Genomic DNA, 22,694 nt, shown 5'->3' on the forward strand with positions numbered 1-22,694 from the left:
ATCATGTGAATAAGATAACCGTCATTGGATTAGGTGCAAGTGATTTGGAACAGCTGTCACTCGGCACATACCGATTATTGAAACAGGCTGACCATCTCTTTGTCCGTACGGAAGAACATCCTGTCGTAAAGGAATTGCGTTCTGAAGGTCTCAAAATGAACAGTTTCGATGCAATCTATGAAGCGAATGATGCATTTGAAGATGTCTATCAGCAAATTGTCGAAAAGCTGCTTGAAATGAGTATGCAACAGCCGATTACATATGCCGTGCCGGGTCATCCGCTTGTGGCGGAACGCACGGTTCAATTGCTGATTGAGAAAGAACGGGCGGGTGAAATCGAACTGCATATCGCAGGCGGAAGCAGCTTTTTGGATCCCATTTTTACCGCGTTGCGTATAGATCCGATCGAAGGCTTTCAGCTGCTTGACGGAACGGACTTGAAGCGTGATGACGTACGCATGGATCAGCATGTCTTAATTGGACAAGTTTACGATGCATTTGTCGCTTCAGATGTGAAATTATCTCTAATGGAAAAGTATCCCGATGATCACACCGTTACGATTGTAACGTCCGCAGGCTCACAGGATGAATCGCTGACAGAAGTCCCTCTGTTTGAGCTTGACCGCGTCGTGGCTTTGAATAACCTGACGACAGTCTACGTACCGCCGCTTCCTGACCGTGAACAGCGGTTGAAAGAATGGAGTTCATTCCGTGAGATTATCGCGGCCTTGCGCGCGCCGGACGGCTGTCCTTGGGATCGTGAGCAGACGCATGAATCATTGAAGCGTTATGTAATTGAAGAATCTTTCGAGCTGATACAGGCGATTGACGAAGAAGACGACGAATCAATCATTGAAGAACTTGGTGATGTGCTCCTGCAAGTGTTCCTGCACGCGCAAATCGGTGAAGATAACGGATACTTCTCCATGGAAGACGTTCTTGAAACGGTCGGAGCGAAAATGATCCGTCGCCACCCGCATGTCTTTGCGCAAACGAAAGCAGATACGACAGACGACGTGCTGACAAACTGGCAGGCGATCAAGGAACAGGAAAAGCCGAGACCGTCCAGTTTGCTGGAAGGTCAGGAACGTCTGGCATCATCCATGCTCACTGCCTACAATTATCAGAAAGCCGCCGCAAAAGTTGGATTCGACTGGCCTTCCATAGAAGGAGCTTTTGACAAGTTCCGGGAAGAGTGGAAGGAGTTCCAGGAAGAAGTGCGCAGCGGCGGGACGGAGCAGCAGCTGGACGAGCTTGGAGATGTCTTGTTCACTATTATCAACATAGCGAGATTCTTGAAAATCTCACCGGAAGAAGCGATGTGGCATACGAATGAAAAATTCAAATCCCGCTTCCAGTTCGTAGAGCAGTCCGTAAAACAGGGCAGCGGTGATTTCTCAGACTATACAGCAGAGGAACTGGAAGAATTCTGGAGACAGGCCAAACGAAAGGAAGGAACTCAATGAGACTTGACAAATTTTTGAAAGTATCCCGGCTGATCAAACGCCGAACATTGGCAAAGCAAGTAGCTGATCAGGGAAGAATCACCATCAACGATAAAGTAGCCAAAGCATCCTCGGTTGTCAAGCCGGGAGACGAGCTGTCCATCCGCTTCGGCCAAAAGATTGTGACGGCGAAAGTTAATGAATTAAAGGCCTCCACCAAAAAAGAGGACGCAGCCGGCATGTACACGATCACAGGTGAAGAGCGTCTGGAGAAAGTTGAACCTGAATTTATGGATGACGAAGAGTAAAGATATGTGAAAAGAAGGCAGCCTTACGTCAGGCTGTCTTCTTTTTTCAGATTTATGCAGATTAAGTCATAAGCGCTCATTAAATCTGTCCAGCGCTCTACGCGGCCCCTTAACCGCTCAATGGCAATGCGCAAGCGCTCTATGGAGAATCAGATCCGCTCTAAACTGTCTGCCAAGCGATCATTAGCGCTGTCCAGCCGCTCAATAGCCAGCAGTTCTTGACCGCTAAACGTGCAGCCGGCCCCCTTCAATTTAAAAACAGCTTGTCATGTTTGACCAAGCCCCTGCATAAGATATGGAGAACGCACTAGAAAAGGGGGACGCATATGCAGATTCAAACAGACAGCTCCATGTATACTATTCCATCAGGAGATCACGTAGTGACGATGCGCAATCGCAAAAGAATGGACCTCACATCTGTGAAAACGATTGACCGCTTTGACCAGGAGGAGTTTCTAGTCAGAACATCGCAAGGCGTATTGCAAATCCGCGGGGAGGAATTGCGTATTGTACATCTGGACGTGGACAAGGGCTTATTGACGCTTGAAGGCTCTGTCCAAACACTGCAATACGATGATGAAGACGCAGCAGGTTCACGCAATTTCCTTCATAAACTATTCGGATGAGTCTGTCCGTCCAGTTCTTCAGTCTGTTGGCGATGATCGGGACAGGGATTGCGGCTGGAATTGTAATGGATTTATTCGGGACAATTGTCGCGGCAAGCGATAAACGTTCATTCATTAAAAGATGGGCATTCTGGTTTGAATGCATGGTTTGGATTGGGTTAGGAATCGGGGCATTTTTAGTATTGATCATGGTGCGCGGCGGGGCATGGAGAATGTATGACCCTGTCGCCCAGATCAGTGGCTTGTTATTATATGCAGCTGTTTTTTATCATCCCGCGCGGTTCGCAGGCAGACTACTGTTACTTGTGGTGCTTAGGCCGATCTGGCTCATCATTCGTCTTGTCTTCCTGACGTGCCGGCGTATTATTTATTTGATTGTCTCGGTTTTGTCACTGATTATGTCACCGTTTATCCGAATTGCAAAGAACATAGGGAAATTCCTTCAAAATAAATGCAGAGTACTATATAATAGAGTGCAATAGCGGAATTACGTCAGAAAGGTGTGTGCGCCATGAAAGAACCACAGAAGCCCTCAACTAAGAATGTCACATCAATCGATACAGAATATGTGCGCTCTATGCAAAAAAAAGAAAATTATAAAAAAGCACAAAAAAAACGCCTTCGTAATCGTTTGGCCGTCTTTTTTGTCATCGTTTGTGTGGTGGCTGGAAGTTTATTCAACATGAATGCAGGACAGAAAGAAATCCTTGCAGCTAAACTGAAGGAAAAAGCGCAGGCAGAGGCGACGCTGGAAGATTTGAAAGCCCAGCAGGAACAATTGAATACACAGCTGATCCGCTTGGATGACGATGAATACATTGCCAAACTTGCACGGAAAGAATACTTTCTTTCTGAGTCCGATGAGATCATTTTTTCCATTCCTGATAAGAAAAAAGAGTCAGAAAAAGAGATGAGAAAAGAGTAGTCATGTTGACACTCTTTTTTTGTTGGCTATAATATAAGTAGGAGCCTGTAAAATACAGGCACTGCCAATATGGTTGATAGGCTTACGAGCCGCTTAAAACTTAAGGAGGAGCATTTTTTTTATGTCAATTGAAGTAGGCAGCAAGTTAGAGGGTAAAGTAACCGGGATCACAAATTTTGGGGCATTTGTTGAATTGCCGAACGGGTCCACAGGATTAGTCCATATTAGTGAAGTAGCTGACAATTATGTCAAAGATATAAACGATCATTTAAAAGTCGGCGATATGGTTGAAGTGAAAGTAATGAATGTGGGATCTGACGGTAAAATCGGTCTTTCCATCCGTAAGGCGAAGCCTGAGTCAGAACGTCCACAGCGTCCGCAACGTCCACAGAGACCTCGCCAAGGCAGCAAACCGAGCTTTGAACGACCAGAGAATTTCGAGCAGAAAATGGCGAAATTCATGAAGGACAGCGAAGAACGTCTAACTACCTTAAAGAGAGCGACAGAGTCCAAACGTGGCGGCCGTGGAGCCAGAAGAGGATAACTTGCTGTCTGTTTCAACTGTGAACTAAAATTAGATGACATCCTTTACGTATGTTCCGCAATATGGAGCATACGTTTTTTTGCGTAAAAGGTGCAGCGGCGGATCTGCCGCGGGCCGGTGCCGAAGCACTTCCCATGAATTTTTATTGCATGATAAAAACCTCCTGCCTAAGCAAGAGGTTTTTCGTGTTTCTATAATAGCGGCGGAGGGGGTCGAACCCACGACCTTGCGGGTATGAACCGCACGCTCTAGCCAGCTGAGCTACGCCGCCAAGACATTTGTGCGTTAAAAACGTGTATTTCAAACGCAACGTCTCTAATCATACTAGGCAATTGATAAAGTGTCAACAGGTCTTTTGCAAAAAGAAAAAACATACGGATAACGTCGAAATGTTTTGTGAATACCCCGCCACAAACAGACAAAATTTCTCGCAGATGGCATGTATAGTTTTAGGTAAGAGAACATAGGGGGTATGGGAAATGAAGATGATAGATAATATGGAGCGACCATTTGTACAGATGTTCAGAGCATCATGGCAAGAGCTGATGAACCGGAAAGTCTACTTGATGACGGCTCTTCTTTTCTTAGTGGGATCATTCTTTCTGTCTCAGGCAGTAGTATTCGATATGGCAGTGCCGTTCTTCTTGCCGATCTGGGCCTTGGCGAGTATGCGCTATCGCAAGCATATGATTTTCGTGTTCATAGGAGGAATGGCCGGCAGTGCGTTTCTCGGGATCGGACAAGCAGTCATCCATCTGGCCCAATTGCTGTTGTTCCACGCAATCATTAAGATCCCTAAGGTGAAGAGATCCATTCCGATCGCTGTGGCAGGAGCGATGATTATTCCTCAGCTGACTTGGCAGCTCATTAAATACAGTGACGGAATGATGCCGCTGGCGGTTCAGCTGTCGATTGGACTGGAAGCGCTGTTAGCTTTATTCATGACAATTTTTATGTTACTGGCCTTTCCTTCTATAGAACGTTTGCTGTACGGTCCGTGGAATCCCGAACAAATCAGTGCCATGTGTATCGTCGGAGCGCTGGCAGCAACAGGTATGGGCGGTTTTCAGATTGGCACAGTATCGGTAGCCGGGGTCTTTCTGTTTCTTGCGATATATGTAGCCGCTGTAGTGGGGGGTGTTCCGTTTGCCACGACAGTCGGGATGATTATCGCATTAATTATAGGAGTGTCCGAACTTTCATTCACCGGCATGATGGCGCTTTATGGTATGACCGGACTGCTCGCAGGCTCGCTGAAGCGGTTTGGAAAAATCGGTATTGTGACGGGCAGCGTATTTGTTTCGCTATTTTTCCTTCTATATGATGCCACGCTGCCGCTCGATACCGTTCACTTTTCAACTGTTGGCGCGGCGGCCTTGCTGTTTGTGCTGATTCCGTCACGGAAATTAAGCCAAATACGGCAAATATTCCTGCCGAAACAGGAAGGAATATCAGAGAAGCGTCAACAATGGCTCGCGGATAAGCTGGATGGACAGCTTGAGGAATTTCAGCAGTTCGCTCATTTTATGTCAACGCTCGTCAACGACCGCTTGTCTCCGGAAGATGAGATGACCGCGACGAGTCAAATACCGTCCATTTGCCAGTCATGTTTCCGTTACCGGAAGTGCTGGGAAAGTGAAGAGGATGGCATGGAACCGCTGATTGATGAATGGGAAACCACTTATTCCGCCACGAAAAAAGCGGCGCGGGTGCGTGTTGAGCAAAAAATGAAGTATAAATGTCTGCGTTTTAAAGGATTGCTTAATGAATTAGAGGAGCGAGGGGCTAATAAGTTATTAATGGGGCAGCTGCAGCACGGCCGTAAGATGCTGGCATTGCAGTTGCGCGATATGAGCACGCATATTGAGAAAGTAATGCGTGAAGTGAAAGAAGATCTGACAACGTACAAGCTGGCGGAAGAAGAGCTGGCGAACCGCCTGCATGCACAGGCGATAGAGTTTTTCCAAATAGATATTCTGTCGGAGGAACGCGGAGCCTGCCGGATTGTTATTTCTGTGCCCGAGAAAAAGGCGGACTTTGAAGCAGAAACGACGGTTGGCGAGTATTTATTATTGCCTATATTAGAGCAGATGTATGATGAACCGATGTATATTTCAAAATCAAGCTATCAGCCGTTTCCGTTTCCGCATGTGCAGCTGACATTCAGCTCAGCCGTCCGTTTTTCGTTGGATTACGATATTGTCACAACAGCGGGCAAAGGTTCATTCCACGGCGGGGATGCCTATGAATTATTTAAGATTCACGACGGACTGTCCGCAGTTCTGTTATCTGACGGAATGGGTTCAGACATCAATGCGTACCATGAAAGCCGTAAAGTGATCCGGCTGATGCGAGAGTGTCTGGGACAGAAAATGGATCCTGAAACAGCGATTCATACATTGCATTATATGATGGCGCTGAATGGATTGGATGATATGTATGCCACGCTTGATCTGGCATTGATCGATTTGCAGGAAGGCCGGCTGTGGTCATGGAAGGCAGGTTCGATGAGTACGTATATAAAGAGAAGCAATGAGTGCATACGGCTGGACAGTAAGACAGTGCCGTTTGGTTTCTTGCCTTCATTTTCAATAGAAGCAAAAAATGAAAAGCTGAAATCCGGTGATATCGTGGTAATGATGACCGATGGTATATTTAATGGAGATATTCCGCTTGATATCCAGGAAGACGTAATGAATCAGACGATAGAACGTTTTAAAGAGATGGATTGCCGTACGATTGCCGACCAGGTGATGATGGAAATGGAGCGCGTATTTGAATCGGTGGAAGATGACCGTACAATACTCGTGATGAAGGTCGGCCATATCGTGCCAAGTTGGTCAAAAGCCAATAAGCAACCCCGAATCATTTCTAGCTAAAGAATGATAGAATAGAGAGAGGGGGAGATGGGTCATGAAGAGTTTGCAGCAAAAAGTATTGAAGTTCATTGAAAAGCAAACGCTGATTCCTCCCGGCTCTCGTGTATTGGTTGCCTGTTCGGGCGGTGTGGATTCCATTGCACTGCTTCACTTTCTTGCAGCGCATCGGCAATTGCTGGCTATTGAAGTAGGTGCCATCCACGTAGATCATATGCTGCGCGGGGCCGAGTCAGCTGAAGATGCGTTTGTGGTGGAGCGGCTGTGCGAGGAATTCGGGCTGCCTTTTTACTCTGAACAAGTGCCGATTCCCGCTCTGCTGAAGAATCAGGGCGGCAATATGCAGCAGCTTTGCAGGCAGCAGCGTTATGCATGTTTTGAACAGACGATGTCACGGGATCAGTTCACCGTCCTTGCCACTGCGCATCACGCGGACGATCAATTGGAGACGGTGCTGATTCAGTTAAGTAAAGGACAGTCAGTAAACGGTATGCCGATACGGCGTGAATTTCACTCGGGCGAAGTGGTCCGTCCCTTCCTTCCATTGGAAAAGAGGGAGCTGTACGAGTATGCGTCACATTACAGGCTGTCATTCAGGGAAGATCCGAGCAATGAACGGGATGACTATTTACGCAATCGTCTCCGTCATCGCGTCGTGCCCGTACTGTCTGACGAAAACCCGTCCGTTGCGGTCAATACGGTCCGCCAGACGGAGCAGCGCCAGGCGGATGAAAGGTTTCTGAATGAACTTGCCGGGCAACATTGGCAATCGATAGTCACGTATACTGATGAACAGCTTCCCTCATTTCAGCGGGAGGCATTTCTTACTATTCCCCACGCTTTACAAAAGCGCGTGATTCAACTACTATTAAACTGTCTTACTGACCGGATGGCAGTGAACGCTGAACGTCGTTCTGCATTGGTGGAAGAACTGTTACAGCATATCGAGAACTCGGCCGGGAATGTTACAATTGATTTGGCATATGGCTATCGGTTTGTCAGGGAATATGATAAACTGCTAGTTACAAAAAAGGATATAGATACAGCGTCTCTTCATCCAAAAGTACTTGAAAAAGGTATTTGGCATACGTGGGGATCTATTCATTTTTACTGGCATCACGCCAATGCACATGCAACCGGACACTTTTTACCTTCAGATGAAATTAGGTATTTTCAATTACCCGATTCCGAACTTCCGCTGACCGTGCGGCTGCCGGCTGCGGGTGACAGACTTCAGCTTAAGGGCATGTCTCAGCCGAAACGTGTGAATCGGTTATTTATTGATGAAAAAGTGGGTATCATGCAAAGGAATCAACAGCCGGTCATTACAACAGCGGGTGGTACCGTATGTGCTGTGCCTGGTGTGCGGTATGGTGAAATGTTTTCACGCAGCCAACTGGAAGGCGATTCATACATATGGATTACGCGAGAAGGCGAAAGCAGATAATATGGAGGAGGACGGGCCGATGATCACGCAAGATATCGAGCAAGTTTTAATAACGGAAGAGCAGCTTCAGGAAAAAGTTCTTGAGCTGGGAGCTACACTAACAGAAGAGTACCGCGATAAGTTTCCTTTGGCGGTTGGCGTATTAAAAGGGGCACTTCCATTCATGAGTGACCTTATTAAGCGCATCGATACGTATATTGAATTAGATTTTATGGATGTTTCGAGCTATGGCAATGCAACAGTTTCTTCAGGTGAAGTCAAGATTGTAAAAGACTTGAACACCAGTATAGAAGGACGCGATGTGCTGATTATTGAAGATATTATTGACAGCGGAAAAACGTTGAATTACTTAGTGGAGCTGTTTAAATACAGAAAGGCCAACTCCATTAAAATTGTTACATTGCTTGATAAGCCGACTGGACGCAAAGTGGATTTGAAAGCAGACTATGTAGGCTTTGACGTACCGGACGCATTTGTGGTTGGTTATGGACTGGATTACGCAGAAAAGTATCGAAACCTGCCGTATATCGGTGTGTTGAAAAAAGAGATTTATTCTTTTTAACATTTTTTGACGGGCCGTTTATCAAACCGGCGAAAAGCCTTTTTCCTTAAGGCATTTTCATTGTAGAGATCTCTTGCTTTATGTTAAAATTTACAATAGTTTTCTGTTTAGTTTTGTGTTGAATGAGATGAGGAGGCTTGGGATGAATCGAATACTTCGATACTTTCTTTTATATGGATTGATTTTCCTCGCGATCATGGGGATTTTCAGTTCGCTTAACAATCCAAATCCGAAGATGAAACCGATTCGGTATGACGAATTCGTCACGGCGCTGGAACAGGGAAAAGTCGAAAATGCAACTTTTCAGCCGTTACAGCTCGTGTATGAAGTAAAAGGTGAAATGGCCGGCTACGAAAAGGGAGAAACTTTCGTAACGAACATTCCTACAAATGATATGGACAGTATTGGTGAAGTTGTTAAAACGACTAAAACTGAGATTGAAATCCTGCCGCCGAAAGAAACTAGCGCATGGGTATCGTTCTTTACAGGCCTTGTACCATTCATTATTATTATTATCCTTTTCTTCTTCTTACTGAACCAATCACAAGGCGGCGGTGGCGGCAAAGTGATGAACTTCGGGAAAAGTAAAGCGAAACTGCAATCCGATGATCGGAAGAAAGTACGTTTCAATGATGTTGCTGGTGCAGATGAAGAAAAAGCTGAGCTTGAAGAAGTCGTGGATTTCTTGAAAGATGCCAGCAAATTTGTGGAGTTAGGCGCGAGAATTCCTAAAGGGATCTTGCTCGTAGGACCGCCTGGTACAGGTAAGACATTACTTGCGCGTGCGGTCGCAGGTGAATCAGGAGTGCCGTTCTTCTCGATTTCAGGTTCTGATTTCGTGGAGATGTTCGTAGGTGTCGGTGCTTCCCGAGTGCGTGATTTATTTGAGAACGCCAAGAAGAATTCACCATGTATTATCTTTATTGATGAAATTGATGCAGTTGGACGTCAGCGTGGAGCCGGCTTAGGCGGCGGTCACGATGAGCGTGAGCAAACATTGAACCAATTGCTGGTTGAAATGGATGGGTTTGAAGGAAACGAAGGGATCATTATCGTTGCTGCAACAAACCGTCCGGATATTTTGGACCCTGCACTTCTTCGTCCGGGGCGTTTCGACCGTCAAATCACGGTTGGCCGTCCAGACGTAAAAGGAAGAGAAGCGGTGTTGAAGGTTCACGCACGCAACAAGCCGCTTGACGATACAGTCGATATGAAAGCTCTTGCTCAACGCACTCCCGGATTCTCTGGTGCGGATCTTGAGAACTTGTTGAACGAAGCAGCTCTTGTGGCGGCAAGAAGAAATAAAGCTAAAATTGATATGTCCGATATTGATGAAGCAACGGATCGCGTAATCGCGGGACCTGCGAAAACCAATCGTGTCATTTCGCAAAAAGAACGAAACATCGTTGCATTCCACGAAGCGGGTCACGTGGTGGTGGGCTTAATGCTCGATGATGCAGAAATCGTCCATAAAGTGACTATTGTTCCCCGCGGGCAGGCCGGCGGTTATGCCGTCATGCTTCCAAAAGAGGACCGTTACTTTATGACGAAACCTGAATTGCTCGATAAAATTGCGGGTCTTTTAGGCGGACGTGTATCAGAGGAGATTGTGCTTGGTGAAGTATCAACCGGGGCACATAATGACTTCCAGCGTGCTACTGGCATTGCGCGTTCGATGGTAACAGAATACGGAATGAGCGATAAGATCGGCCCGATGCAATTCGGACAGACGCAAGGGAATCAGGTATTCCTTGGACGTGACTTCAACTCAGACCAGAACTATTCTGAAGCAATTGCATACGAGATTGACTCTGAAATGCAGAAAATTATTAAAGAACAATATGAACGTACAAGAAAGATTTTGACCGAAAACCGAGAATTGCTTAATCTGATTGCAACGACTTTATTAGAAGTCGAGACGCTGGATGCGGAACAAATCAATCACCTGAAAAATCACGGTGTCTTACCGGATAGACCTTACGAAAACGGTAACGGCAATGACGATAAGAATGCAGCGCCATCCACTGCGGATACTGCAACTGTTGAAACGCCGGATACAAAGCCGGGTGCAACTCCGGACGTAACGGGTGCACCGAGTGATCCGTCTACAGGAGACTTGCCGCGTGAAGGTGGAGCCACTGACAAAACGCTTCCGCCGATTGATGAAGAGCGCAGAGACTAAGCGAGCCTGCAGCCGACTGTACCTAACAGTCGGCTGTTTTCTATGAATGGACATCAGTGCACAACCACAGTATAATCGTGCAGAATTATGATATGATGTACGGGAAAAGTCAGAGCAAGAGAGGAAAACGACTATGTTATTAGTATTGGATACAGGGAATACCAATATCGTGCTGGGTGTATATGAAGGGGATCAACTGAAATACCACTGGCGAATGGAAACTTACCGTCACAAGACGGAAGATGAATATGCGATGCAAGTCAAAGCGATGTTCCAGCATGTGGGGATTTCATTTACAGACATTACAGGTATTATTATTTCCTCCGTGGTGCCGCCTGTCATGTTTCCGCTGGAGCAAATGTGTAAAAAGTACTTCAATCAGAAGCCGCTGGTCGTAGGGCCGGGATTGAAAACCGGATTAAACATTAAATATGAGAACCCGCGTGAAGTCGGTGCGGACCGAATTGTCAATGCAGTAGCGGCGATCCGCGAATACGGCAGTCCATTGATCATAGTGGATTTCGGAACCGCTACGACGTATTGTTATGTCAATGAACGCGGAGAATATATGGGTGGTTCTATCGCGCCGGGGATTAAGATTTCCATGGAAGCGCTGTTTGACCGTGCGTCCAAACTTCCGCGTGTGCAACTGGACCGCCCTGAATCTGTAGTGGGAAAAAACACGGTAGCTGCTATGCAGTCGGGTATCGTCTTCGGATACGTCGGGCAGGTAGAAGGTATCGTTAACCGTATAAAAGAAGACTGCGAAGTGGAACCTACAGTTATCGCGACAGGCGGGATGGCAGAATTGATTGCTTCGGAAACAAAAGTGATCGATGTCGTCGACAACTTCCTGACCCTGAAGGGATTACATCTGATCTATGAAAGAAATTTGTAAGGAGTGAATGAAATGACGACAGATTATTTAGTAAAAGCGTTAGCGTTTGACGGCCAAATACGTGCATATGCCGTGCGTTCTACCGAAACGGCGGGAGAAGTGCAGCGCCGTCACCAAATGTGGCCGACAGCAACTGCTGCTCTTGGGCGTACTATTTCAGCAGCGGTTATGATGGGTGCCATGCTCAAAGGTGAAGACAGCATCACGGTAAAGGTACAGGGGAATGGTCCGATTGGTCCAATCATCGTCGATGCCAATGCAAAAGGAGAGGTTCGCGGCTATGCGACAAATCCGCAAACGCATCTTCCTTTAAATGAACAAGGAAAGCTTGACGTGCGCGGTGCAGTCGGAACTGAAGGGACGCTGTCCATAGTGAAGGATCTTGGACTGAAGGATTACTTCACAGGACAGGTGCCGATTATTTCCGGGGAAATTGCAGAAGACTTTACTCAGTATTTGGCAGTATCTGAACAAGTGCCGTCCGCGGTTGCGTTGGGTGTGCTGGTTGACCCGGACAATACAGTGAAAGCTTCCGGCGGATTCATTCTGTCAGTAATGCCGGGTGCCACGGAAGAAACGATTGCGCTTTTGGAGGAAAAGCTGGCGAACATGACGCCAATTTCCACAATGGTGGATCAGGGACTGACGCCTGAAGGAATTCTCGCAGAAGTGTTAGGGCAGGACAACATAGAGTTCCTCGATAAAACGGATGTGAAGTTCGAATGCGAGTGCTCTAAAGAACGGTTTGCAGAAGCGATTAAAGGGCTTGGTCGCGAAGAAATTCAAGCCATGATTGACGAAGATCATGGAGCGGAAGCACAGTGTCACTTCTGCCTCGAGACGTATCAATATTCCGAGCAGGAGCTTCGAGAGTTTCTCTCAGAACTATAAAAAAGATACACCCGCTGCCAAAAAGCGTGTTGCGGCAGCGGGTGTATTCATCATTCCAACCAGTGCGCGGCGAAGTAAGCGCTGCCAATTCCGATTGAAAGAAATCGTTATGGCATCGTTCGGGTGTCAGATGCATATGAATCTATATTTGGCAGTCTATGAGAAGCCCGCAGCTGGCGTGCCGATAAATATAACCTTCTGAATTATTTGATTGACAAGAGAAATAGGAGGTAGTAAAATAAAGTAAATAAAACATATTAAAATACTAGGTATTAGGAGCGGATGACAAATGAGCAGAGTGGGAAATTCAGTTATTGATTTAGTGGGTAACACGCCATTAGTAAAGTTAAATCGGTTAACAGGTCCGGAAGATGCAGACGTCTATCTGAAATTAGAATTTTTCAATCCGGGTTCAAGCGTCAAAGACCGTATCGCATTGGCAATGATTGAAGCGGCGGAGAAAGACGGTCACTTGAAAGAAGGCAGCACAATCATCGAACCGACGAGCGGCAACACGGGAATCGGACTGGCGATGGTAGCAGCGGCAAAAGGCTATAAGTCGGTGCTCGTAATGCCCGACACTATGAGTCTGGAACGCCGTAATTTACTTCGCGCATACGGAGCAGAACTAGTATTGACTCCGGGTGCTGAAGGAATGAAAGGTGCGATTTCCAAAGCTGAACAGCTGGCTGAAGAAAACGGCTGGTTCCTGCCGCAGCAGTTCAATAATGAGTCCAATCCTGAAATTCACCGTTTGACCACAGGACCTGAGATCGCCGATGCGCTGGATCAGGTAGATGCATTCATTGCGGGAATTGGCACCGGCGGTACGATTACAGGAGCAGGAGAAGTCTTGAAAGAGCGTTTCCCTGGAATCCATATAATAGCTGTGGAGCCCGAAGATTCAGCTATTCTGTCAGGCGACAAGCCTGGACCGCATAAAATTCAAGGGATCGGTGCGGGTTTTGTGCCGAAAGTGCTGAATACTGAAATTTACGATGAAATTATTAAGGTTTCTAATGAAGATGCGTATACCTTTGCGCGCCGTGCAGCCCGAGAAGAAGGAATTCTTGGCGGTGTATCTTCTGGTGCGGCCATCTCAGCTGCATTGCAGACCGCGAAAAAGCTCGGTAAAGGAAAAACAGTAGTGGCGATTCTGCCGTCCAACGGTGAGCGTTACTTGAGTACGCCCCTTTATCAGTTTGACGAGGAGTAAGACTGTCTGAGCCAACCGAAAAAAGACGTTTTCTTGCACTCAGCCGCAAACATAGCTGTAAGTGTGAGGAAGTCACTAATTTGTACCTTATTAAGAAACTGCCGCCTGAAGTCGCGCGTGACTTCAGGCGGCAGTTTCTTTTTAACTTGGTTGCTGTGCAGTTGTAATCTTGTAGCTTTTATCAGCGGGCTGAATTCTGTATAATTAAATCGGAACACAATCGTGATACATAGGGTGGAGGAGGCTCACTGTGAAAAAGAAGTGGAGCATAGTCATTTCAGCGTTAATCGTAATCACCATGGTTACGGTCATAATTATTATTAATAAAGAAATTAAGAAAGAAACGAAAGGCATTCCCGGATATGAAAGTGCGATGATGGAAGACATGCCGAAGGATGAAGTGGAACGGCTGCCAGAAGATTGGCAGGTCTCTTCGGAAACCGAGAAGCCTGGACTGGCAAAAGGAGACATTGCACCGGACTTTGAACTGACAACGCTTGCGGGTGATACTGTCAAACTGTCCGATTATCGGGGCAAATCCGTTATGTTGAACTTCTGGGCATCGTGGTGTCCGCCGTGCCGCTCAGAAATGCCGCATATGGAAACCTACTATACAGATCATAAAGAGTCTGATGACATGGAAATACTGGCGGTCAACATGACGAAAACTGAAAAAAACAAAGAAAAGAGCGCGAAGGAATTCGTAAAAGAGTATGGGTTATCGTTTCCGATTTTATTGGATAAAGACAGTGAAGTCATGAAAACCTATCAGATTAAAGTTTATCCGACAACTTATATCATTAATAAAGAGGGAGTTATATCAGATAAATTGACGCTTCCGCTGGATGATAAAATGATTAAACAGCTCATAGAAGAAAGCAATGCAGAATGAACACTAGAGACGCAGGGGGAACCAGCATGAATAAAGTAGCCTATCAGACAGCTTCACTGACGAAAGATGAATTCTATTATGCTTATCATCAGCTTGCAACAAAGACCAAGAGGCATATTTTACTGGAAAGCGGACGCGGGGGCGAGATGTGTGTGGCAGGCCTTGATCCGCTCGTGACATTACAAGCAACAGAAGAGGGCTTGCGTGTGGAGTGGCGTGACGGAACTGAAGAGCTGCTGACGGGAGAAGATCCGCTTGACCTGCTGAATCACTTTATGTCGAATTATGAGCTGGAACATCAAAAAGATCTGCCCGCGTATCAGGGCGGTCCGATCGGCATGATCAGTTATGATTACGTGCGGCGCTATGAGGAGTTGCCGGTTCTTGCGGACGAAGACCTTGTGACACCAGACGTGTTCTTTTATCTGTTTGATCAATGGGCAGTTCTGGATGTACAGAATGAAACGGTCTATTACATGGCACTTCCCGAAAAACAATTTGCGCTGGACGGAATGGCGGATGAATGGAAGGCTGCTGCGAAGGAAGGGATGGCACACCGTCAATTTTCTCCGGGACAGGCAGCAGATGTAGAAATAACAGAAGAAGATTTGCGAGTTTCGGTGACGGGCGATCAGTTTGAGCAGATGGTGCGCGATGTGCAGCAATTTATAGCGCAAGGCGATGTCGTGCAAGTGAATCTGTCTGTGCGCCAGTCGAAGCCGCTTCACGCATCTTCTTTATCGATGTATGAAGCATTGCGCTCATTCAATCCTTCTCCTTATATGGCGTATATGGCGGCACCGGATTTTGAAGTGGTCTCGGGATCGCCTGAATTACTTCTAAAGAAGCGCGGACCGGAATTGAGTACCCGTCCAATCGGCGGTACACGGAAGCGCGGTGTAACGGAAGCGGAAGATCTTGCGCTGCAGGAAGAGCTTTTGTCGAACACGAAAGAAAAGGGAGAACACAAGATGCTTGTCGACCTCGAGTGTGCGGACCTGGAGCGGATTTGTCAGCCCGGCACTGTGGAAGTCGATGAATTTATGGTGGTCGAGAAGTACTCCCACGTCATGCATCTGGTTTCAAACGTTCGGGGTACGGCGGCTTCAGAAAACCTCACATCCATTGTGCATGGTGTATTCCCGGGCGGCTCAATTACGGGGGATCCGAAATTGCGGACGATGGAAATAATTGAGGAGCTGGAGCCTGCGAGAAGGGGCCTGTATACCGGTTCGATAGGCTGGATCGGCTTTAACGGCGATATGGAGCTGAACATTACAATCCGTACAGCATTTATTCAGGACGGTATCGTACATATTCAGGCGGGTGCCGGATTAGTGCCTGATTCAGATCCTGCTGCCGAGTATGAAGAGTCACTTAATAAGGCGAAGGCGTTGTGGCAGGCGAAAGAAATGGCTGAGCGGGCGGTTCGTGAAGAAAAGAGGCAGTGCCATTGATTTGCTGGATGAATGGGGTGCAGCAAGAAGCGGATTCGCTCCGCATCTCCCCTTTTGACCACGGATTTCTCTATGGGCTAGGATTTTTTGAAACATTCCGCACGTATGAAGGGAAAGTTTTTCTTTATGAGTCGCATATGATTCGGCTGCGTTCGGCATTGGCCGATTACCGGATTGAGATGCCGTACACTGATGAGGAAATTCTGGCGGCCGTTTATTCTCTGTACCAAGAAAATGGCGGTGAAGACGGTTATTACCGGCTGAACGTATCAGCGGGGGTTCATGATATTGGACTGGCACCCGCACAGTATGAACAGCCGACTGTGCTGATTTTCCAAAAACCGCTTCATTTGCCGCCGGTTCATACAGAAAAAGACGGCGTCTGGCTTAAAACGGTGCGTAATGAGCCGGAAAGTGCTGTTCGTCACAAGTCCCACCAGTATGCGAATAATGTCAAAGGGCGTCTTGAGCTGGCTTCATTGAAAGAAACGGAAGGGTTTTTCGTTACTTCTGAAGGCTATGTGGCGGAAGGAATTACATCGAATATCTTTTGGGCGGCAGAAGGGCAACTGTATACGCCTTCCTTGGAAACAGGGATTTTACCGGGCACGACACGTGCGTTTGTCATTGAGACGGCCGCGGAACTCGGACTGACTGTTACTGAAGGTTTGTATATGCCGAATGAGCTGGAATCGGCTGAAGAACTATTCATCACCAACGCGGTTCAGGAACTCGTTCCGATTCGACAGGTAGGGGAAAAGATATTTTCAGGCAAAGAGGGATCGGTGTACCGTCAGCTTCATGCGGGATACCAACAGGCCGTCAACCGAATGAAAGAGAGTGACCAGTAATGAGACTAGCAAAAGCACGTGCATCTTATCAATTAGGTAAGACGACGATTAACTTTACAGAAGAAACCGTTATAATGGGGATATTGAATGTCACACCTGATTCATTTTCCGACGGCGGAAGATACGGCGGGCAAAATCCGGCTCTTGAACACGCGCGGCAAATGCTCGCGGACGGCGCAAAAATCATTGATATCGGCGGGGAGTCCACTCGTCCGGGCTATACGCCTGTTTCGGCGGAAGAGGAGCTGGCCCGTGTGGTGCCGGTCATCGAGTTGCTGACGAAAGAACTGGGCTGTGTACTATCAATCGATACGTCTAAAGCGGCAGTGGCGGAAGCAGCAGTTAAAGCGGGCGCCAGTATTATCAATGATGTGTGGGGAGCGAAGCGGGAGCCTGCGATAGCAGAAGTGGCGGCGCGCTATGGTGTGCCGATTATCCTCATGCATAACCGCGACAACACTGATTATCAGCAGCCGTTCATGGAGGCAGTTCTGGCGGATTTGCAGGAAAGTATTGAGATTGCAAAAGCAGCGGGAGTCAGCGAAGAGATGATCTGGCTGGATCCGGGCATCGGCTTTGCGAAAGATCTGGAGCAGAACATCCAGGCGATGCAGGGGTTGTCTCTCATTGCAGACCTTGGGTATCCGGTATTACTCGGAACGTCCCGTAAAGGCATGATCGGTAAAGTGCTTGATTTGCCTGTAAATGAACGAGTAGAAGGAACGGGCGCGACTGTCTGTTACGGTATTGAGCACGGCGGACATATTATGCGTGTCCACGACGTGAAGGAAATCGCACGGATGGTTAAAATGATGGACGTATTGACGAAAAAAGCGGCATACACTGGGTAAGCGATAAAATGGAGGGATTTCATGGATTATATTCATTTGAATGATATGGAGTTTTACGGTTACCACGGCGCACTGCCTGAAGAGAATACATTGGGCCAGCGTTTCCGGCTGACAGTATCTCTGGCAACGGATCTTGCTGAAGCGGGGCAGACGGATGATTTATCGAAAACGATGAATTATGCGGAAGTGTACGAGATGTGCAAGAACATCGTTGAGGGAGACGCAGTTCATTTAATTGAGACGGTGGCGGAAACAGTGGCGGGGACAATCATGACGGACTTCGCGGAGAAAGTACATGGCGTGCGGGTCGTACTGGTGAAGCCGGATCCGCCAATTCGCGGACATTATTCATCTGTCGCCGTGGAAATCACGAGGGGGCGTTATTCGTGAATACCGCTTACCTGTCGATGGGGTCCAATATAGGCAATCGCCTGGAACATTTGCAGCAGGCAGTGCAGTTACTGCAATCCCATCCGTCCATTCATGTGCTGCGTGTCTCTTCCGTCTATGAAACCGAACCGGTCGGATTGACAGAACAGGCGAAGTTTTTAAATGTCGCAGTGAAGCTTGAGACTTCATTGGAAGCAAAGGAATTGTTGGGTGCGTGCCAATCCATTGAAAACAAGCTTGGCAGAATGCGGAAAATCCGCTGGGGTCCCCGGACGGCGGATTTGGATATTCTGCTTTACAATACTGACCATATCCAATTGGAGGATCTCATTGTTCCTCATTTGCGCATGTCTGAGCGCGCGTTTGTACTCGTACCTCTCGTCGAAATCGAACTGGAAGTAAGGAATCCTATAACGGGGATGCTTTACCGCGAAGAGCCTGCAATGCAGCAAGACGGGGTCAGCCTTTGGAAAAAGGTTGAAAGTATCGGGGATTTCTTACAGCAGAATTGAACAATGAACTGGCAAACTGTCCGTAAGCAGGGCAGTTTTTTCTATGGAATGGCATCTGATAACTGTTTGTCCTTTTGTTAGGCCTGGAATTTGTGTACAATAGTTGCAGACGGCTGATCCCGGGAAGAGGGGCGGTCAAAGTATGAAGGAGTGAAAGGGAATGTCCTATTTGGATGAAATGAATGATCAGCTTTTGGTGAGACGCCAGAAGATGAATGATATACGTGAAGGCGGACTGGATCCATTCGGTCAGCGTTTTGAACGCACCCATCTGACAAATGAGATCCGCGCTTCCTATGAAGAGCAGTCAAAAGAAGAGCTGGAAGAAACCGAGCATGAAGTAACAATTGCTGGCCGCATTATGACGAAACGCGGAAAAGGGAAAGCTGGATTTGCACACATTCAGGACCTTGGCGGTCAAATCCAGATTTATGTGCGTCAGGATGCCATCGGTGAAGATGCGTACAAGCTATTTACGTTAGCAGATCTTGGAGACATCGTCGGTGTGCAAGGCATTATTTTCAAGACAAAAGTTGGCGAGCTTTCTATTAAAGCAACGAAGTTCACGTTCCTGACAAAGTCATTGCGTCCGTTGCCGGAGAAGTTTCACGGCCTGCAAGACGTAGAACAGCGCTACCGTCAGCGTTATCTGGATTTGATTTCAACAGAAGGCAGTAAGGAAACATTTATCATGCGCAGCCGTATCATTCAATCGATGCGCCATTACCTGGATGACCAAGGCTTCCTTGAAGTGGAAACCCCTATGCTTCACTCCATTGCAGGAGGAGCAGCAGCCCGTCCGTTCGTGACACACCACAATACGCTCGATATGACACTGTATATGCGGATTGCCATTGAACTTCATCTGAAGCGCCTGATTGTCGGCGGATTGGAGAAAGTCTATGAGATCGGACGCGTCTTCCGTAATGAAGGAATGTCTACCCGTCACAACCCGGAATTCACGATGATCGAATTATATGAAGCGTATGCGGACTATAATGATATTATGGAACTGACAGAAAATCTCGTGGCACATATTGCGCAAGAAGTACTGGGCACCACTACGATCCAGTACGGTGACGATCAGATCGAATTGGCACCGCGCTGGAAACGGCTGCATATGGCAGACGCAGTTAAGGAGTATACAGGAGTGGACTTCTGGCAGCAGCTGACGAAAGAGCAGGCCCATGAACTGGCTAAAGAACATAACGTACAAGTAACTCCTTCTATGGAGGCGGGTCATGTGCTCAATGAATTCTTCGAGCAGAAAGTAGAAGAACAACTTGTACAGCCTACTTTCATCTATGGACACCCGGTAGAAGTATCGCCGCTTGCGAAGAAGAATCCGGAAGATCCGCGTTACACAGATCGTTTTGAATTGTTCATCGTACGCCGTGAGCATGCAAATGCCTTTACTGAGCTGAATGACCCTATTGATCAGCGCGAACGCTTTGAAGCGCAGCTGGTTGAGAAAGAACAGGGCAATGATGAGGCGCATGAAATGGATGAGGACTTCATCGAAGCGCTCGAATATGGACTGCCGCCAACTGGCGGACTTGGCATAGGCATTGACCGTCTGGTTATGCTGTTGACGAATTCCCAGTCCATCCGTGACGTGCTGTTATTCCCGCAAATGCGCCCAAGAGACTGATATTACAGCTTCGACACCCGTGTCGAAGCTGTTTTTTTATGCGCGGCGATGAAGGTTCTTATAGAAGGAAAAAGAAAAACAAAAAGAATTGAAGAAAACAGTTGCACTTTTATAAAACAGGTGGTATATTTATAAACGTTGCTTTTGGAGTTAGCGACTTAGCGAAAAAACAAAGCGAAAAAGTTTTTAACTAAAAGAGTTGACAACTAAACAACGAAGTGTTATTATTAAAAAGTTGCCTCTTACGAGAGACCAACGAGATGAACCTTGAAAACTGAACAGCAAAACGTTAACGAAATACAGTTTATGCATCTAGCGATGACATAAACAAAATGAGTATCTTAATTGATGCCGGCAAATGAAACTCGAGCTAATCGAATTTTCATTCTATCGGGTGTCGAGTCGTAGTGGAGTGCTAGGAAGTGATCGAGCGAAGAAGGGAGCGTACTAACGTACGTGACCGACTGAGCGAGTGAAACTGACGACGCAATCCGCTGCGAATCGGCGACCGGTCTTATGGAGAGTTTGATCCTGGCTCAGGACGAACGCTGGCGGCATGCCTAATACATGCAAGTCGAGCGAACTGTTGGAAGCTTGCTTCCAACAGTTAGCGGCGGACGGGTGAGTAACACGTGGGCAACCTACCCTTCAGATGGGGATAACTCCGGGAAACCGGGGCTAATACCGAATAATCCATTTCTTCGCATGAAGAAATGTTGAAAGACGGCGTTTCGCTGTCACTGAAGGATGGGCCCGCGGCGCATTAGCTAGTTGGTGGGGTAACGGCCTACCAAGGCCACGATGCGTAGCCGACCTGAGAGGGTGATCGGCCACACTGGGACTGAGACACGGCCCAGACTCCTACGGGAGGCAGCAGTAGGGAATCTTCCACAATGGACGAAAGTCTGATGGAGCAATGCCGCGTGAGTGAAGAAGGTTCTCGGATCGTAAAGCTCTGTTGTAAGGGAAGAACAAGTACAGGAGTAACTGCCTGTACCTTGACGGTACCTTACCAGAAAGCCACGGCTAACTACGTGCCAGCAGCCGCGGTAATACGTAGGTGGCAAGCGTTGTCCGGAATTATTGGGCGTAAAGCGCGCGCAGGCGGTCCTTTAAGTCTGATGTGAAAGCCCACGGCTCAACCGTGGAGGGTCATTGGAAACTGGAGGACTTGAGTACAGAAGAGGAAAGCGGAATTCCACGTGTAGCGGTGAAATGCGTAGAGATGTGGAGGAACACCAGTGGCGAAGGCGGCTTTCTGGTCTGTAACTGACGCTGAGGCGCGAAAGCGTGGGGAGCAAACAGGATTAGATACCCTGGTAGTCCACGCCGTAAACGATGAGTGCTAAGTGTTAGGGGGTTTCCGCCCCTTAGTGCTGCAGCTAACGCATTAAGCACTCCGCCTGGGGAGTACGGCCGCAAGGCTGAAACTCAAAGGAATTGACGGGGACCCGCACAAGCGGTGGAGCATGTGGTTTAATTCGAAGCAACGCGAAGAACCTTACCAGGTCTTGACATCCCACTGACCGGCATGGAGACATGCCTTTCCCTTCGGGGACAGTGGTGACAGGTGGTGCATGGTTGTCGTCAGCTCGTGTCGTGAGATGTTGGGTTAAGTCCCGCAACGAGCGCAACCCTTAATCTTAGTTGCCATCATTCAGTTGGGCACTCTAAGGTGACTGCCGGTGACAAACCGGAGGAAGGTGGGGATGACGTCAAATCATCATGCCCCTTATGACCTGGGCTACACACGTGCTACAATGGACGATACAGAGGGCTGCAAACCCGCGAGGGGGAGCCAATCCCACAAAATCGTTCCCAGTTCGGATTGCAGGCTGCAACTCGCCTGCATGAAGCCGGAATCGCTAGTAATCGTGGATCAGCATGCCACGGTGAATACGTTCCCGGGTCTTGTACACACCGCCCGTCACACCACGAGAGTTTGTAACACCCGAAGTCGGTGGGGTAACCCTTACGGGAGCCAGCCGCCGAAGGTGGGACAGATGATTGGGGTGAAGTCGTAACAAGGTAGCCGTATCGGAAGGTGCGGCTGGATCACCTCCTTTCTAAGGATTATGTTCTCTTGTCTGAAATATGACGGAAACATTCGGAAGATGAATCTCCGATTCATCACGTTAACGTTTTGCGTTCAGTTTTGAAGGCTCATTTT

Annotated in this window: 20 protein-coding genes, 1 tRNA gene and 1 rRNA gene; 21 read left to right on the top strand and 1 reads right to left on the bottom strand. The window is 47.6% G+C overall.

Features of this window, described 5'->3' with window-relative positions:
* Nucleotides 1-5 precede the first annotated feature (5 nt).
* From mazG to SporoP37_RS10050, 6 genes are all read left to right on the top strand, one after another.
* Nucleotides 6-1,466 (top strand): bifunctional methyltransferase/pyrophosphohydrolase YabN, encoded by a 1,461-nt coding sequence (mazG, locus tag SporoP37_RS10025; protein WP_085430852.1) that lies wholly within the window; start codon nt 6-8, stop codon nt 1,464-1,466.
* On the top strand, nt 1,463-1,753 hold the full coding sequence (locus SporoP37_RS10030) for an RNA-binding S4 domain-containing protein (protein ID WP_081243525.1): 291 nt from the start codon (nt 1,463-1,465) through the stop codon (nt 1,751-1,753). The genes mazG and SporoP37_RS10030 overlap by 4 nt, the downstream gene beginning before the upstream one ends.
* Nucleotides 1,754-2,079: 326 nt before the next feature.
* Nucleotides 2,080-2,379 carry a sporulation protein YabP gene (gene yabP, locus SporoP37_RS10035; RefSeq protein WP_081243526.1) on the top strand — a complete coding sequence of 100 codons (300 nt, stop codon included), beginning with the start codon at nt 2,080-2,082 and terminating at the stop codon, nt 2,377-2,379.
* Entirely contained in the window at nt 2,376-2,861 is a 486-nt protein-coding gene (gene yabQ / locus SporoP37_RS10040) for a spore cortex biosynthesis protein YabQ (RefSeq protein ID WP_081243527.1), read from the top strand. The genes yabP and yabQ overlap by 4 nt, the downstream gene beginning before the upstream one ends.
* Nucleotides 2,862-2,890: 29 nt before the next feature.
* On the top strand, nt 2,891-3,304 hold the full coding sequence (locus tag SporoP37_RS10045; RefSeq protein WP_081243528.1) for an FtsB family cell division protein: 414 nt from the start codon (nt 2,891-2,893) through the stop codon (nt 3,302-3,304).
* Nucleotides 3,305-3,425: 121 nt separating this feature from the next.
* Nucleotides 3,426-3,848: a S1 domain-containing RNA-binding protein gene (locus SporoP37_RS10050; protein ID WP_081243529.1), complete on the top strand. Its 423-nt coding sequence runs from the start codon at nt 3,426-3,428 to the stop codon at nt 3,846-3,848.
* Nucleotides 3,849-4,045: 197 nt separating this feature from the next.
* On the opposite strand, the gene SporoP37_RS10055 is transcribed toward SporoP37_RS10050, so the two are convergent.
* Nucleotides 4,046-4,119: transfer RNA gene (locus SporoP37_RS10055), tRNA-Met, on the bottom strand.
* A gap of 208 nt (nt 4,120-4,327) precedes the next feature.
* Between SporoP37_RS10055 and SporoP37_RS10060 the strand changes: the two genes are divergently transcribed.
* From SporoP37_RS10060 to SporoP37_RS10130, 15 genes are all read left to right on the top strand, one after another.
* Complete coding sequence (locus SporoP37_RS10060; RefSeq protein WP_085430853.1) at nt 4,328-6,727, top strand: SpoIIE family protein phosphatase; 2,400 nt, start codon at nt 4,328-4,330, stop codon at nt 6,725-6,727.
* 34 nt (nt 6,728-6,761) lie between these two features.
* Entirely contained in the window at nt 6,762-8,171 is a 1,410-nt protein-coding gene (tilS, locus tag SporoP37_RS10065; protein ID WP_085430854.1) for a tRNA lysidine(34) synthetase TilS, read from the top strand.
* Between the two features lie 19 nt (nt 8,172-8,190).
* A complete protein-coding gene (gene hpt / locus SporoP37_RS10070) occupies nt 8,191-8,733 on the top strand; it encodes a hypoxanthine phosphoribosyltransferase (protein WP_081243532.1) in 543 nt (180 codons plus the stop codon).
* Nucleotides 8,734-8,875: 142 nt separating this feature from the next.
* A complete protein-coding gene (gene ftsH / locus SporoP37_RS10075) occupies nt 8,876-10,915 on the top strand; it encodes an ATP-dependent zinc metalloprotease FtsH (RefSeq protein WP_085430855.1) in 2,040 nt (679 codons plus the stop codon).
* Nucleotides 10,916-11,048: 133 nt separating this feature from the next.
* Nucleotides 11,049-11,813 carry a type III pantothenate kinase gene (locus tag SporoP37_RS10080; RefSeq protein WP_081243534.1) on the top strand — a complete coding sequence of 255 codons (765 nt, stop codon included), beginning with the start codon at nt 11,049-11,051 and terminating at the stop codon, nt 11,811-11,813.
* A 12-nt stretch (nt 11,814-11,825) separates the two neighbouring features.
* Nucleotides 11,826-12,704: an Hsp33 family molecular chaperone HslO gene (gene hslO, locus SporoP37_RS10085; protein WP_081243535.1), complete on the top strand. Its 879-nt coding sequence runs from the start codon at nt 11,826-11,828 to the stop codon at nt 12,702-12,704.
* Nucleotides 12,705-12,993: 289 nt separating this feature from the next.
* Nucleotides 12,994-13,920, top strand: coding sequence for a cysteine synthase A (gene cysK / locus SporoP37_RS10090; protein WP_081243536.1), 927 nt, complete (start codon nt 12,994-12,996; stop codon nt 13,918-13,920).
* A 250-nt stretch (nt 13,921-14,170) separates the two neighbouring features.
* A complete protein-coding gene (locus tag SporoP37_RS10095; protein ID WP_081243537.1) occupies nt 14,171-14,812 on the top strand; it encodes a peroxiredoxin family protein in 642 nt (213 codons plus the stop codon).
* Between the two features lie 26 nt (nt 14,813-14,838).
* On the top strand, nt 14,839-16,269 hold the full coding sequence (locus SporoP37_RS10100; RefSeq protein WP_085430856.1) for an anthranilate synthase component I family protein: 1,431 nt from the start codon (nt 14,839-14,841) through the stop codon (nt 16,267-16,269).
* An 8-nt stretch (nt 16,270-16,277) separates the two neighbouring features.
* Nucleotides 16,278-17,120, top strand: coding sequence for an aminodeoxychorismate lyase (gene pabC, locus SporoP37_RS10105; RefSeq protein WP_443028325.1), 843 nt, complete (start codon nt 16,278-16,280; stop codon nt 17,118-17,120).
* Nucleotides 17,120-17,971 (top strand): dihydropteroate synthase, encoded by an 852-nt coding sequence (gene folP / locus SporoP37_RS10110; RefSeq protein WP_085430858.1) that lies wholly within the window; start codon nt 17,120-17,122, stop codon nt 17,969-17,971. Before pabC ends, folP begins: the two co-directional genes overlap by 1 nt.
* Nucleotides 17,972-17,992: 21 nt before the next feature.
* Nucleotides 17,993-18,361, top strand: a complete 369-nt coding sequence (folB, locus tag SporoP37_RS10115) for a dihydroneopterin aldolase (RefSeq protein ID WP_081243541.1) — start codon at nt 17,993-17,995, stop codon at nt 18,359-18,361.
* A gap of 17 nt (nt 18,362-18,378) precedes the next feature.
* Entirely contained in the window at nt 18,379-18,873 is a 495-nt protein-coding gene (gene folK / locus SporoP37_RS10120) for a 2-amino-4-hydroxy-6-hydroxymethyldihydropteridine diphosphokinase (protein ID WP_085431760.1), read from the top strand.
* Between the two features lie 160 nt (nt 18,874-19,033).
* On the top strand, nt 19,034-20,524 hold the full coding sequence (gene lysS / locus SporoP37_RS10125; RefSeq protein ID WP_081243542.1) for a lysine--tRNA ligase: 1,491 nt from the start codon (nt 19,034-19,036) through the stop codon (nt 20,522-20,524).
* Nucleotides 20,525-21,037: 513 nt separating this feature from the next.
* Nucleotides 21,038-22,590, top strand: a 16S ribosomal RNA gene (locus SporoP37_RS10130).
* Nucleotides 22,591-22,694: the final 104 nt, after the last annotated feature.

This window comes from Sporosarcina sp. P37 (assembly GCF_002109365.1).
Taxonomy (GTDB): domain Bacteria; phylum Bacillota; class Bacilli; order Bacillales_A; family Planococcaceae; genus Sporosarcina.